General features: G+C 74.1%; 12 protein-coding genes. 8 read left to right on the top strand and 4 right to left on the bottom strand.

The annotated features are described in order from the left end of the window. Positions 1 to 81: 81 nt before the first annotated feature. The 4 genes from ACOJTC_RS13480 to ACOJTC_RS13465 form a co-directional block, all read right to left on the bottom strand. The gene (locus ACOJTC_RS13480; protein ID WP_420117112.1) at positions 82 to 948 is read right to left on the bottom strand and encodes a universal stress protein; all 867 of its coding nucleotides are present in this window, start codon (positions 946 to 948) and stop codon (positions 82 to 84) included. Between the two features lie 73 nt (positions 949 to 1,021). Next, positions 1,022 to 3,424: a phosphoketolase gene (locus tag ACOJTC_RS13475; RefSeq protein ID WP_420117111.1), complete on the bottom strand. Its 2,403-nt coding sequence runs from the start codon at positions 3,422 to 3,424 to the stop codon at positions 1,022 to 1,024. A 125-nt stretch (positions 3,425 to 3,549) separates the two neighbouring features. Further along, complete coding sequence (locus ACOJTC_RS13470) at positions 3,550 to 4,374, bottom strand: universal stress protein (protein WP_420117110.1); 825 nt, start codon at positions 4,372 to 4,374, stop codon at positions 3,550 to 3,552. Between the two features lie 84 nt (positions 4,375 to 4,458). After that, positions 4,459 to 5,265 carry a PP2C family protein-serine/threonine phosphatase gene (locus tag ACOJTC_RS13465; RefSeq protein WP_204924060.1) on the bottom strand — a complete coding sequence of 269 codons (807 nt, stop codon included), beginning with the start codon at positions 5,263 to 5,265 and terminating at the stop codon, positions 4,459 to 4,461. Positions 5,266 to 5,381: 116 nt separating this feature from the next. On the opposite strand from ACOJTC_RS13465, the gene ACOJTC_RS13460 reads away from it, so the two are divergent. The 8 genes from ACOJTC_RS13460 to ACOJTC_RS13425 all read left to right on the top strand — a co-directional run bounded on the left by ACOJTC_RS13460 (position 5,382) and on the right by ACOJTC_RS13425 (position 12,434). Further along, the gene (locus tag ACOJTC_RS13460; RefSeq protein ID WP_088642213.1) at positions 5,382 to 5,618 is read left to right on the top strand and encodes an HTH domain-containing protein; all 237 of its coding nucleotides are present in this window, start codon (positions 5,382 to 5,384) and stop codon (positions 5,616 to 5,618) included. Then, complete coding sequence (locus ACOJTC_RS13455; protein ID WP_420117109.1) at positions 5,618 to 6,196, top strand: Clp protease N-terminal domain-containing protein; 579 nt, start codon at positions 5,618 to 5,620, stop codon at positions 6,194 to 6,196. The genes ACOJTC_RS13460 and ACOJTC_RS13455 overlap by 1 nt, the downstream gene beginning before the upstream one ends. A 102-nt stretch (positions 6,197 to 6,298) precedes the next feature. Further along, complete coding sequence (locus tag ACOJTC_RS13450; protein ID WP_420117108.1) at positions 6,299 to 7,306, top strand: diacylglycerol/lipid kinase family protein; 1,008 nt, start codon at positions 6,299 to 6,301, stop codon at positions 7,304 to 7,306. Further along, on the top strand, positions 7,299 to 8,300 hold the full coding sequence (locus tag ACOJTC_RS13445; protein ID WP_357932574.1) for a YihY/virulence factor BrkB family protein: 1,002 nt from the start codon (positions 7,299 to 7,301) through the stop codon (positions 8,298 to 8,300). The genes ACOJTC_RS13450 and ACOJTC_RS13445 overlap by 8 nt, the downstream gene beginning before the upstream one ends. Before the next feature lie 83 nt (positions 8,301 to 8,383). After that, complete coding sequence (locus tag ACOJTC_RS13440; RefSeq protein WP_420117107.1) at positions 8,384 to 9,877, top strand: phosphatase PAP2 family protein; 1,494 nt, start codon at positions 8,384 to 8,386, stop codon at positions 9,875 to 9,877. 10 nt (positions 9,878 to 9,887) lie between these two features. Then, complete coding sequence (locus tag ACOJTC_RS13435; RefSeq protein ID WP_420117106.1) at positions 9,888 to 10,715, top strand: endonuclease/exonuclease/phosphatase family protein; 828 nt, start codon at positions 9,888 to 9,890, stop codon at positions 10,713 to 10,715. 91 nt (positions 10,716 to 10,806) lie between these two features. Further along, the gene (locus ACOJTC_RS13430) at positions 10,807 to 11,325 is read left to right on the top strand and encodes a SigE family RNA polymerase sigma factor (protein WP_204924066.1); all 519 of its coding nucleotides are present in this window, start codon (positions 10,807 to 10,809) and stop codon (positions 11,323 to 11,325) included. Beyond that, positions 11,322 to 12,434, top strand: a complete 1,113-nt coding sequence (locus ACOJTC_RS13425; RefSeq protein WP_420117105.1) for a hypothetical protein — start codon at positions 11,322 to 11,324, stop codon at positions 12,432 to 12,434. The genes ACOJTC_RS13430 and ACOJTC_RS13425 overlap by 4 nt, the downstream gene beginning before the upstream one ends. The last annotated feature ends 53 nt before the right edge of the window (positions 12,435 to 12,487 follow it).

The raw sequence follows: 12,487 nt of genomic DNA, 5'->3' as shown, positions 1-12,487 counted from the left end.
CGGGGCCGATGTTGCGGTGTCAGGTCGTCGGATCACCGCACCATCGGCCCAACAGCCGCCCGCGCCGCCCGCCCCGCCCGGTCAGCGTTCGCGGACGACGGCGACCGGGCAGTGCGCGTGCTGGATGAGCTGCTGGCCGACCGAGCCGAGCAGCATCCCGCGCAGCCCGCCCCGGCCCCGGCTGCCGACCACCACGAGTTGCGCCTCCCGGCTCGCATCGACGAGCGCGGCCGCCGGCCGGGCCGGGGCGATCTCCACCGTGACCGGCACCTCGGGGAAGGTCTCCCGCCATCCGGCGAGGGCCTGGTCGATCTCGGCCCGGTCCGCTGCGAGCCGGGCCTCGGCGTCCGGGTCGGAGGGCCGCCAGCGGTCGTCCGGCGGTTCGAAGGCCCGCAGCACCCGCAGCGGGGCGTCGCGCTGGGCGGCCCGTTCCACGGCGAACCCGAGTGCCGTACCGGCCTGCTCGGAGCCGTCGTAGCCGACCACCACCGGGCCGGTGACCTTGGCCTGCGCCTCGCGTACCACCACGACCGGGCAGTGCGCGTGGGCGGCCACCGAGACCGCCGTGGAGCCGGCGAGCAGGCCGGTGACGCCGCCGTGGCCCCGGCTGCCGAGCACCAGCAGCCCGGCCTCGGCGGAACGCTCCTCCAGCACCAGTGCGGGCGGGCCGTCGAAGACCTCACCGTGCACGGTGACGCCGGGCCAGGCGGCGGTGGCGTCCGAGGCGGCCTGGTGCACCAGCTCCTCGACCTGCCGCCGGGCGTTGTCGTCGGGCCAGACCCCGGGGGCCACCCCCGGGCCGACCCAACCGGCGACGGTCATCCACTCGAAGACGTACGCCAGCCGGACCGGGCGTCCGCTGCGCTGTGCCTCGGCCAGTGCCCAGTCCACGGCGACGCTCGCGTCGGCGGAACCGTCGTAGCCGACCAGGATCTCGTCGGGGTTCATCGTCTCGTCCTTTCCTGGCGGGTGGCCGATGGTGGGCCGGCCGGTGACCGGCCCACCACGGGCCCCGGGGGTGTCACTGCCCGTCGAGCTGCTGCGGGTGGGTCTCCCGGATCCAGCGCCACTCGGCGACCCGGGGGTCGTCCTCACCGTGGCGGCGGGTGTAGTCGCGGCAGGCCTGCCGGGTGTCGACCATCTCCTGCCGCAGGTGGGCGGCGCGGGCGGCCAGGCCGGGCACCCGGTCGATGACGTCGATGACCAGGTGGAAGCGGTCCAGGTCGTTGAGCATGACCATGTCGAACGGGGTGGTGGTGGTGCCCTCCTCCTTGTAGCCGCGCACGTGCAGGTTGTCGTGGTTGGCCCGCCGGTAGGTGAGCCGGTGGATCAGCCACGGGTAGCCGTGGTAGGCGAAGATGATCGGCTTGTCGCGGGTGAAGATGGTGTCGAACTCGTTGTCCGGCAGGCCGTGCGGGTGCTCCGACGACGGCTGCAGCCGCATCAGGTCGACCACGTTGACGACCCGCACCTTCAGCTCGGGCAGGTGCTGGTGCAGCAGGTCGGCGGCGGCGAGGGTCTCCAGGGTCGGCACGTCACCGGCGCAGGCGAGCACCACGTCGGGTTCCCGGCCGTCGTCGGTGCTGGCCCAGTCCCAGATGCCCAGGCCGCGCCGGCAGTGCTGGACCGCCTCGTCCATGGTCAGCCAGTTCGGGGCGGGCTGCTTGCCGGCGACCACCACGTTGATGTAGTGCCGGCTGCGCAGGCAGTGGTCCATGGTGGAGAGCAGGGTGTTGCCGTCCGGCGGCAGATAGACCCGGACCACCTCGGCCTTCTTGTTGACCACGTGGTCGATGAAGCCCGGGTCCTGGTGCGAGAAGCCGTTGTGGTCCTGCCGCCACACGTGGCTGGACAGCAGGTAGTTCAGCGAGGCGATCGGCTCCCGCCACCCGATGCCCCGGGTCACCTTCAGCCACTTGGCGTGCTGGTTGACCATCGAGTCGACGATGTGGATGAACGCCTCGTAGCTGGTGAAGATCCCGTGCCGGCCGGTCAGCAGGTAGCCCTCCAGCCAGCCCTCGCAGAGGTGTTCGGAGAGCACCTCCATCACCCGGCCGTCGGGGGAGAGGTGGTCGTCGGTGGTCTCGATCCGGCCGTCGAAGGACCGGTCGGTGACCTCGAACGCGGCACCGAGCCGGTTGGAGGCGACCTCGTCCGGGCCGAACAACCGGAACGTCTGCGGGTTGGCGGTGATCACGTCGCGGACCCAGGTGCCGAGCACCCCGGCCGCGCCGACCACCGGCTCACCCGGCCGCTTGACGTCGACGGCGTAGTCGCGGAAGTCCGGCAGGGTCAGGTCGCGCAGCACCCGACCGCCGTTGGTGACCGGGTTGGCGCTCATCCGGTGCTCGCCCTTCGGCGGCAGCGCGGTCAGTTCGGGGACCGGGGCACCGGTGGCGTCGAACAGCTCCTCCGGCCGGTAGCTGCGCAGCCAGCGCTCCAGCTCGGCCCGGTGTGCCGGGTTGTCGCGTACCTCGGCGATGGGCACCTGGTGGGCGCGGAAGGTCCCCTCGACCTGCTTGCCGTCGACCTGGGCCGGGCCGGTCCAGCCCTTCGGGGTCCGCAGGATGATCATCGGCCAGCGGGGACGCTCGACGTGGCCGCCGGAGCGGGCCACCCGCTGGATCTCGGCGATCTCGTCGCAGGCCCGGTCCAGGGTGGCGGCGAGGAGCTGGTGCACCTGCTCCGGGTCGTCCCCGGCGACCAGGTACGGCTGGTAGCCGTGGCCGCGCATCTGGTTGAGCAGGTCCTCGGTGGGGATCCGGTCCATGACCGTTGGGTTGGCGATCTTGTAGCCGTTGAGGTGCAGGATCGGCAGCACCGCGCCGTCGCGGGCCGGGTTGAGGAAGACGCTTGACTGCCAGCTGCCCGCCAGCGGCCCGGTCTCCGCCTCCCCGTCGCCGATGACGCAGGCGACCAGCAGGTCCGGGTTGTCGAAGGCGGCGCCGTAGGCGTGGCTCAGGGCGTACCCCAGCTCGCCACCCTCGTGGATCGAGCCCGGCACCTCCGGTGCCACGTGGCTCGGGATGCCGCCGGGGAAGGAGAACTGGCGGAACAGCCGCTGCATGCCGGTCTCGTCGCGGCTCACCGAGTGGTACAGCTCGCTGTAGGTGCCCTCCAGCCAGGTGTTCGCCACCAGGGCCGGGCCGCCGTGGCCGGGGCCGGTGACGAAGATGGCCGACAGGTCACGGTTGACGATGACCCGGTTGAGGTGGGCGTAGAGCAGGTTGAGGCCGGGGCTGGTGCCCCAGTGGCCGAGCAGCCGGGGTTTCACGTGCTCCGGGGCGAGCGGCTCGCGCAGCAGCGGGTTGTCGAGCAGGTAGATCTGCCCGACGGTCAGGTAGTTCGCCGCCCGCCAGTAGGCGTCCAGCCGGCGCAGCTCGTCGTCGGTCAGGGGGCTGTGCAGGTCGAGAGCGGTGTCCATGCTGCCAAAGCCTCTCGCGGGTCGGGGGGTTCTGCACCCGGAAGCGCCGATTCGCCCCGGGCAGACCCAGTCTTCGCGTTCGAGCGGTCACCGGTCAGGGCCGTTGGTCCCGGCCGTTGGGGACGTCATGCCCCGCCCGCTCCAACGGAAACCAGTCCACGGACGACGATGACCGGAGCCGGCGCGTGGTAGAGCAGGGTCTGGCTCACCTCGCCCAGCATGCCCCGCCCCGGCTGGTCGCCCCGCGCCCCGACCAGCGCCACCTGCGCCGAGCGGGACTGCTCCACCAGGACGGTGCCGGGGTCGCCGCGTACGGTGTGGCACTCCGCCGGCACCTGTGGATGCTGCCGGCCGACCTCGGCGACCAGCGCGCCGAGCACGTCGTCGTCGGGGCGTCCCGGCTCGACCGCCCGGACCGCGATGACCCGGGCCCGCCTGCGGGCGGCGCAGTCGAAGGCGAAGTCGAGCGCGGCCCGGGAGCTGGGTGAGCCGTCCACCCCGACCAGCACCGGGCCCGGTGGCGGGGGGTCGCGGCGGACCACCAGCACCGGGCAGCCGGCGCGGGCGGCGAGCTGCACGGCGGGCGCGTCGGCCGGTACGCAGCCGCCGCAGCCGGCCATCCCGCCGTCCCCGATGGCCGCCAGGAACGCCGTCCCGGAGCGGCGGATCAGGGCCTCGACGGGTGCCCCCTCGACGATCTCCCCACTGACCGGCACCGCCGGTTCGACCTCGTTGGCCGCCGTGGCGGCCCGGGCGACCAGTTCCTCGGCGACGTCCCGGCTGCCGGCCACCGCCGGGCCGGCGAGGGCGGCCTCCCAGTTGAAGGCGTGCAGCAGGGTCAGCCCCCGGCCGTGGGCGGCGGCCTCGCGGGCGGCCAGCCGGACCACCGCGAGGTCGGCCGGTGCCGGCCCGACCCCGACCACCACCGGCCCGTCCGTGGACCCGGTCATCCGGTTCACCTCCCGGGCGTCCGCACGGCACGGCCACGCCGTCCCCACCGACGCTAGTCGCGCCGGGCGGGCGGTGGAGCCGGATCAGTCGGACGGGTGCCCGCCGGTCGCCGGGTGGACGCGCAGCACGACGGCGGTGGCGTTGTCGCTGCCGCCCTCGGCCAGGCTGGCGGCGAGCAGGCCGCGTACCGCCCGGGTCGGGTCCGGCTCGGCGAGCAGGTCCCGCAGCCGGTGGTAGTCGAGCTGGTCGCTGACCCCGTCGGTGCACAGCAGCCAGGTGTCGCCGGGGCGCAGCGGCACCCCGAGCAGGTCCGGGTCCGGCCGGTCGGGGTGGCCGAGGTAGCGCAGGAGCTGGTAGCGGGCACGGGCGGCCTCCCGGGAGTTCGCCGGCCACCAGCCGTGCAGCACCCCGAGCCAGGCCATCGTGTGGTCCACGGTGACCAGCTCCAGCAGGCCGTCGCGCAGCCGGTAGGCCCGGGAGTCGCCGAGCTGGACGATCCAGGCCAGCTCGCCGTCGGGCTGGGCGAGCATGGCGGTCAGGGTGCAGCCGGCCAGCTCGTCGATGGCGGCGCCGGCCCGGCGTACCCGGATCTGGGCCTCGGTGATCGCGGCGCGCAGCTCGCGCGGGCCGACGGCGGGCCAGCCGGCGCGGACCAGTTCGTGCAGGGTGTCCCGGGCGGTGTCGCCGGCGACGCGGCTGCCCTCGCCCTCGCCCATGCCGTCGACGACCACCGCGAACGGCAGTTCCGGGTCGACGTGCAGGGCGTCGAAGTTGGCCGAGTACCGGTGGCCGGCCACGGTGCCGCCGGCGATCTCCCACTCCACCCGGCCGACGGGCAGCCGGCGGGCCGCCTCGACGGGCTGGTCAGCGGTACTGCGGCGACGGAACACCAGCGGACCGTAGCACCGCCGTCGGCCCGGACCGGGTCGTCCGGCGTCGTGTCGGGTACCCGACGCCATCGTCAACTCAGGTTGACGCCCGGGAGGTGTCAACGTACATTGACAGCATGAGTCAGGCGACGGAACTCGCGGCGGCCGCCGGCAGCACCGACCCCCGGGTCGGTCTGCGCGCCGTGCGCGCCCTGCGCCGGCTCCTCGAACGGCTGGAGGTGGTCCAGGTGGACAACGCCCGACGACAGGGCTGGTCCTGGCAGGAGATCGCCGACGCGCTCGAGGTCAGCCGGCAGGCGGTCCACAAGAAGCACGCCGGGCGACCGGCGGTCCACGGCACCGGGGAGGCATGATGTTCGAACGGTTCACCGAGCGCGCCCGCGCGGTCGTCCACCACGCGGTCGAGCAGGCCAGGGCCGACGGGGGACGACCCGTCGACACCGAGCACCTGCTGCTCGCCGTCCTGGCCGACGGCGACGGACTCGCCCGCCGGGTGCTCACCGCCGCCGGCCTCGACGCCGACGACCTGCGCGCCCGGATCAGGCGGCACACCGGTGACGGCGGCACGGGGCTCGGCGAGGCCGACGCCGCCGCGCTGCGCGAGATCGGCATCGACCTCGCGGCCATCGTCGCCCGGATCGAGGACACCTTCGGCCCCGACGCCCTGCGCGAGGCGGTCCCGGCCCCCCGCCGCCGGTGGCGGCTGCGCCGGCCGCTCGGCGGGCCGCTGTCCCCGCGCTCCCGCACGGCACTGGAGTTGGCGCTACGCGAGGCCCTGCGGCTGCGCCACCGGCACATCGGCACCGAACACCTGCTGCTCGGCGTGCTCCGCGAGGGCGGCGGCCTGGGCGCGACGGTGCTCACCGAGGCCGGCGCGGACCTCGACGACCTGCGCCGCCGGGTCGAGGCGGCGCTGCGTACGGCGGCCTGACCAGCCACCACGGGTCCGGCCCGGCTCAAACCTGTTTGCGGTCAACGCAACGTCGGTCGTCGCCGGGTCGCTGACCGCGCCGGGGTGCTGCACACTGACGCCGTGGACGGTGCAGAGCAGAAGCGTACGGTGACCGGCGGCGACCGCTCCCCGCGTTCGGCGGTGGTGGTCAACCCGACGAAGGTGGCCGATCTCGACGAGTTCCGCGCGACCGTGGACGAGGCGCTCGCCGCCGCCGGCTGGCCCGCCCCCACCTGGTACGAGACCAGCGCCGAGGACCCGGGCCGGGGGCAGACCGAGCAGGCCGTCGCCGCCGGCGCCGAACTCGTGTTCGCCTGCGGCGGCGACGGCACGGTGATGGCCTGCGTCACCGCGCTGGCCGGCACCGACGTGGAACTCGCCGTGCTGCCCCAGGGCACCGGCAACCTGCTCGCCGCCAACCTGGGGCTCTCCAACGACCTCGCCGCCGGCCTGCAGGTGGCCGTCGAACGGGGCCGCCGCCGGCTCGACGTCGGCGTCGTCGACGACCGGTGCTTCGCGGTGATGGCCGGGATGGGCTTCGACGCGCAGATGCTGGCGGACACCTCCGAGACCACCAAGGCCCGCATCGGCTGGCCCGCGTACGTGGTGGGGGCCGCGAAGCACCTGCGGGACCGCCCGATGCGGCTCAGCATCCGCATCGACGACCGGCCGCCGATGCGTCGCCGGGCCCGCACCGTGCTGGTCGCCAACGTCGGGCGGCTGCAGGGCGGGGTGCGCCTGCTCACCGAGGCCGAGCCGGACGACGGGTGGCTCGACGTCGCCGTGCTCACCCCCAACCGGGTCCGGCACTGGCTCGCCATGGGCTGGGCCCTGGCCCGCCGCCGGGACAGCGTCCCCCGGATGGAGGTGTACCGGGCCCGGAAGGTCGTCATCACCAGCAACCGGGCCCAGCCCCGGCAACTCGACGGCGACCTGATCGCACCCGGCCGGACCCTGACCGCCGAGATCAAACCCGAGTCGCTCTGGCTCTGCGTGCCACGTCCGGCCGGCGACCCCGACCTGGCCCACGACGCCGACGCGGCCGCGCGGCGCGGGGAGAAGCTGGTCGGGGAAGCGCGCCGTGAGTAGCACCCGGCTCGTCCCCGAGACCCGGTTGATGGCGTCGGACGAACTCGCCGCCGACGACGCCTGGCGTACGCTGCGCCGCCACGGCGGCTGGCACCTCATGCGGGACGCGTTCATCCGGTTCCGCTACGGCGACGGGTTCAGCCACTCCCGGGCCTTCGCCCTGCAACTCTGCCTCGCCGTCGTGCCGTTCCTGATCGCCCTCACCGGCCTGATCAGCGACCTCGGCGTCGAGGAGGGTGGCCGGGTGGTCGCCGACACCGTGCTGGCGCTGACCCCGGGGCAGAGCGAACAGGTGGTGCAGGACCTGCTCGGCGAGGGCGACCGCACCGAGAGCGCCGGCGAGTTGGCGTTGACCCTCGGCCTGATCACCGGCCTGGTCGCGTTGACCACCACGATGGCGCAGATCGAACGCGGCGCCAACCGGATCTACGGCGTGGAACGGGACCGTCCCGCGCTGTGGAAGTACCTGCGGGCGGCGGTGCTGGCCGTGGTCGCCGGCCTGCCCGCGCTGGCCGGGTTCCTGATCCTGGTCGGCGGTGGGGCGATGGGCGAGTCGGTGCAGCGGCACTACCGGTGGGGGGATTTCGCCGCCGGGGTGTGGGAGGTGGTGCGCTGGCCGCTGAGCCTCGTGCTGACCGTGGTCGCGGTGGCGGTGATCTTCCGGCACGCGCCCCGGCGCAAGCAGCCCGGCCTGTCCTGGCTCTTCTTCGGTGCCGGCATCGCCACCGTCCTGTGGTGGCTGGCCAGCCTGCTGCTCGCCGCGTACGTCAGGTTCGGCGGCGGGTTCGGCCAGACGTACGGGGCGTTGACCGGGATGATGGCGCTGCTGCTGTGGGCCAACCTCACCGGCATGGCGCTGTTCGGTGGGCTGTCCTTCGCCGCCCAGTTGGAGGCGATGCGGATCGGGGCCCCGGAGCCCGCCCAACCCGACCTGTGGGAGCCCGACGCCGAGCGGGACGAACTGCTCGACACCGGTGACATGACCGCACTTTGAGCCCGCCACACCGGACGGGCGTGTACGCGGCGGCGGAATCGGGTACAGCGCGCCTCGCCACGTCGACGCAAGGGAGGTGCGGGGTGACCGCGGTCAAGGAGTCAACGGCCCGACGGCCGCTCGGCCATTTCGCCGAACGGAGCGTCGTCGGCCTGCTGGCCGTGGCCGGCGCGGGCGTGGCCTTCGGGCTGCTGCTGATGCTCGTCCGGTTCAGGTGGAGCCCCATGTACCACGCCGACCACGAGGCGGCCGAGTGGTTCAACGGGCTCGTCGCCCCGCACCACGCGCTGGTCACCGTGCTCCAGGCGGTCACCGACCTGGGCGGGCGACCGGTGCTGATCTGGTTGGTCACCATCGCCGTGGTCACCCTGCTGATCCGTCGCCAGTCCCGGCTGGCGGTCTACCTGATCGTAACCGGGGTGGGCGGGCTGATCCTCGACCCGTCGCTCAAGGCCCTGGTCGGCCGGCTCCGCCCGGTGGTCGACGTGCCGGTCGCCAGCGCCCCCGGCAACAGCTTCCCCAGCGGGCACGCGCTCGGCTCGTTCGTCGCGTACGGGGCGCTGCTGCTGGTCTTCCTGCCGGCCATGTCGCCCCGTTGGCGCAAGCCGGCGATCGCCGTCGCCGCAGTGCTGGTGGCACTGATCGGGCTGACCCGGATCGCGCTCGGCGTGCACTTCGTCTCCGACGTGATCGGCGGCTGGCTGCTCGGCGCGGCCTGGCTCGGCGTCACCGCGTACGCCTTCCGGCTGTGGCGGCGCGAGCGGGGCCGACCGGTGCCGCCGCTGACCGAGGGGCTGGAACCGGAGGCCGGCGACAAGATCACCCCCGCCCCGGCCGAGGAGCACGTGCTGGAGCACCCCCGCTCCGCCGTGGCCGAACTGCTGGTCGGCTGGGTGATCGTCTTCGGCGCCCTGTACGCCTTCGGCACGTACGTCAGCTACCACGCCAAGGGCACCGTCTTCGAGACCCTGGACACCGACGTGCCGCGCTGGTTCGCCGACCGGCACACCGACTTCCTCACCGAGCTGAGCTGGTGGTGGAGCAAGTTCGGCGACACCCACGCCATCCTGATCGTCTCGTTGGTCTTCTGCCCGCTGGTGCTGGCCATCTGGAAGCGGTGGCGGCCGGTGCTCTTCGTGGTGCTGGCCCTCTTCGGCGAGCTGAGCCTGTTCCTCGCCTCGGCCCGGGTGGTGGACCGGCCCCGCCCGGCGGTGGAGAACCTGGACGGGCAGATGCCCACCTCGTCCTTCCCGTCCGGGCACATCGCCGCGACCACCTGCCTCTGGCTGGTCATCGCGATCATCGTGTTCGTCCGCACCGACCGCTGGTGGCGGTGGCTCTTCGTGGCGCTGGCCGTGATCATGCCGGTCGGGGTGGCGGTCTCCCGGATGTACCGGGGCATGCACCACCCGACCGACTTCATGGGCGCGCTGATCCTCAGCGGCCTGTGGATCGGCCTGCTCTACTGGGTGATCCGCCCCAACGCCGACGTCTACGAGGGCAACCGCCCCGAGATCGAGTCGGAGCAGGTCGACGAGTTGGACGACGAGCTGGCCAAGGCCGGCCGCCCCGGGTGAGTCGCCGACCGTGCTGCGGGTGATGACCTGGAACATCAGGACCGGCGGCCGGGACCGTACCGGCCCGGACCGGCGGGACCTGGTGTGCCGGGTCGTCACCGCGCAGACCCCCGACGTGCTGGCCGTGCAGGAGCTGCGCGGCTTCGACCGGCCGGGGGTGCTGGCCGGGTTCGCCGACCGGCTGGGGATGCGTCCGCACCTGGCCCGCACCTGCCTCGGTCAGCCGGTGGCGGTGCTGGTCCGCCCGCCGTGGCGCACCAGCTCGGCCGGGCCGGTCCGTCGGCCGTTGCACCACGCGGCGCAGCGGGTCGAGCTGGCCACCACCGCCGGGCCGCTCACCGTGCTCAGCGCCCACCTCGACCCGTACACCGGGCTGCGGCGACGCATCGAGGCCGGCTGGCTCGCCGCAGCCGTGCGCCGCGCACCGGGGGAGCTGGCGCTGCTCGCCGGTGACCTCAACACCCTCGACCCGGGCACCGACCACACCGGGCGGGTGGCCCGGCTGCCGGTGGCGTACCGGCGGCGGCACCTGCGCCGCGACGGGCGGACGGTGGACACCCGGGCGGTGGCCCGGCTGCTCGCCGCCGGCCTGGTCGACCTCTGGACCCACGCCGCCGCCGGGTCGGTTGATCCGGCCGGGTCGGTCGAGGCCGGGCTGACCGCGCCGACCCGGCACGGCGGTGGCGTCGAGTTCTCCGGCATGCGGCTGGACTACCTGCTCGGCACCACGGCGCTCGCCGCCCGGCTGCGCGACGTCCACGTGGTACGCGGCGGCGACACCGAGTACGCCTCCGACCACTACCCGGTCGTCGCCGAGCTGGACCTCGACCCGGCCTGACCGCCCCTCCGCAGAAACCCGTGCAACCCTTTGCGCTCCCGCCGCCATCGCTACGGGTGACAGTGCCAGCGTCCGGGACGGGGAGTGGTCGATGCACGCGATGCAACGGCAGGAGTACGTCGACTTCGTGACGGCGGCGACACCGAAGCTGCGCCGGACGGCGTACCTGCTGACCGGGGGAGATGCCCACCGTGCCGACGACGTCGTGCAGCAGACGCTGACCCGGCTCTACGTGAAGTGGGGCCGGGCACGGTCCGCCGACGACATCGGGGCGTACGTGCACCGGATGCTGGTCAACGCGTTCCGGCAGGAGCGCCGGTCCCGCTGGTTCGGGGTACGCCTGCTCGACCGCCCGCCGGAGCCGGAGCCCGGGGGAGTTCGGCCGACCGACGCCGTGGTGGACACGGTCGCGGTGCGGGCCGCGTTGGCGGCGGTGCCACCCGGCCAGCGGGTGGTGCTGGTGTTGCGCTTCTACGCCGACCTGAGCGTCGAGCAGACCGCCGAGGTGCTGGGCTGCTCACCCGGCAACGTCAAGAGCCAGACCGCGCGGGGGCTGGCCGCGCTGCGCCGGCGGTTGCCGCTGGCGGACCCGACGGAGGTGACCCGATGATCCACGACGACGAGACCCTGGTCCGGGAGATGCTGACCCGGGCCGCCGACGACCTACCGACCGGAGGCCCGGACACCCCGGCGTTGGTGACGGCGGGGGAGCGCGCGGTGCGGCGTCGCCGCCGGCTGGCCGTGGCGGCCACGGCGGTGGTCACCGCCGTGGCGCTGCTCCGCGTCACCGCCCTGCTGGGGGTACGCCAGTCGCCGACCCCCGCCGACCGCACCTGGCCGCCGACGGTGGCGCCGACCGCCTTCGACCCGACCCGGCAGCTCTTCCGGTTGACCTGGCTACCGGCCGACCTGTCCGAACGGAACCTCTCCACCGCCGCGGACCGGCAGACGATCGGGGCGTCCCGGTTCACGCCGGTCGAGGCGACCCGGGTCCGCCGGTTGGTCGGCAGCGTCGCGGTGACCGTGGGCGCGCGGGGGGTGGATTTCTTCGCCGACCAGTTGACCCGGGACAACAGGGACGCGGGCAAGCTGCGCAGCGGCCCGACCCCCTGGGCCACCCCGCCCGGTTCACCTGTCGAGCCGGTGCAGGGGCACCCGGCGTTCCTGCACACCAGCCCCAACGGCAAGGAGACGGTGCTCTCCTGGCAGTACGCCCCGGACGCCTGGGTCACGATCACCGCGGTCACCATCGACCGGCCTGCGGAGGTGCTGCGGCGGGTGGCCGAGGGGATGGTGTGGGAGCGGCAACCGGTCCGGGTGCCGCTCCAGCCGGTGGCGCTGCCGTCGGACGCCCGGCTCTACCTGGCCCGGATGCGCTGGCGGGACGGCCGGTGGGACACGGTGGTCCTCGACTACCGGCTCCCCGGTTCCGCTGCCGCCCGTGGGGACCTGAGCGTCGGCCTGGAGCGCAGTGACCGGCCGGATGGTCCGACGGGCGTCGTGCACGGTCGACCGGCGTGGACCTTCCTCCAGCATGGTGGGCTCGGCACCTGGTCGGTCGGGGGCGTGCCCGGCTGCGCCGGCTGCCGGGCAATGGTGGGAACGGGGAGTCCGGCGGGCAGCGCCGCGCTCGGTGGCGAGGACGGGGCGCAGGACATGGCCGCTGCCGTCCGGCCGGTCGCCAACCACGACGACGAATCGACCTGGCGACCGCTGTGACGTCGACCGGCGGGGAGCGTGCACGCCGCGCTCCCCGCCGTCGTCAGAGGAGC

This window comes from Micromonospora sp. (assembly GCF_048594385.1).
GTDB lineage: Bacteria > Actinomycetota > Actinomycetes > Mycobacteriales > Micromonosporaceae > Micromonospora > Micromonospora wenchangensis.
This window is presented reverse-complemented; position numbering and strand designations above follow the sequence as displayed.

Excerpts from the sequence above, each read along its gene's own strand:
- ACOJTC_RS13480 (WP_420117112.1), bottom strand. The coding sequence starts at position 948 with ATGAACCCCGACGAGATCCTGGTCGGCTACGACGGTTCCGCCGACGCG.
- ACOJTC_RS13475 (WP_420117111.1), bottom strand. The coding sequence starts at position 3,424 with ATGGACACCGCTCTCGACCTGCACAGCCCCCTGACCGACGACGAGCTG.
- ACOJTC_RS13470 (WP_420117110.1), bottom strand. The coding sequence starts at position 4,374 with ATGACCGGGTCCACGGACGGGCCGGTGGTGGTCGGGGTCGGGCCGGCA.
- ACOJTC_RS13460 (WP_088642213.1), top strand. The coding sequence starts at position 5,382 with ATGAGTCAGGCGACGGAACTCGCGGCGGCCGCCGGCAGCACCGACCCC.
- ACOJTC_RS13455 (WP_420117109.1), top strand. The coding sequence starts at position 5,618 with ATGTTCGAACGGTTCACCGAGCGCGCCCGCGCGGTCGTCCACCACGCG.
- ACOJTC_RS13430 (WP_204924066.1), top strand. The coding sequence starts at position 10,807 with ATGCACGCGATGCAACGGCAGGAGTACGTCGACTTCGTGACGGCGGCG.
- ACOJTC_RS13425 (WP_420117105.1), top strand. The coding sequence starts at position 11,322 with ATGATCCACGACGACGAGACCCTGGTCCGGGAGATGCTGACCCGGGCC.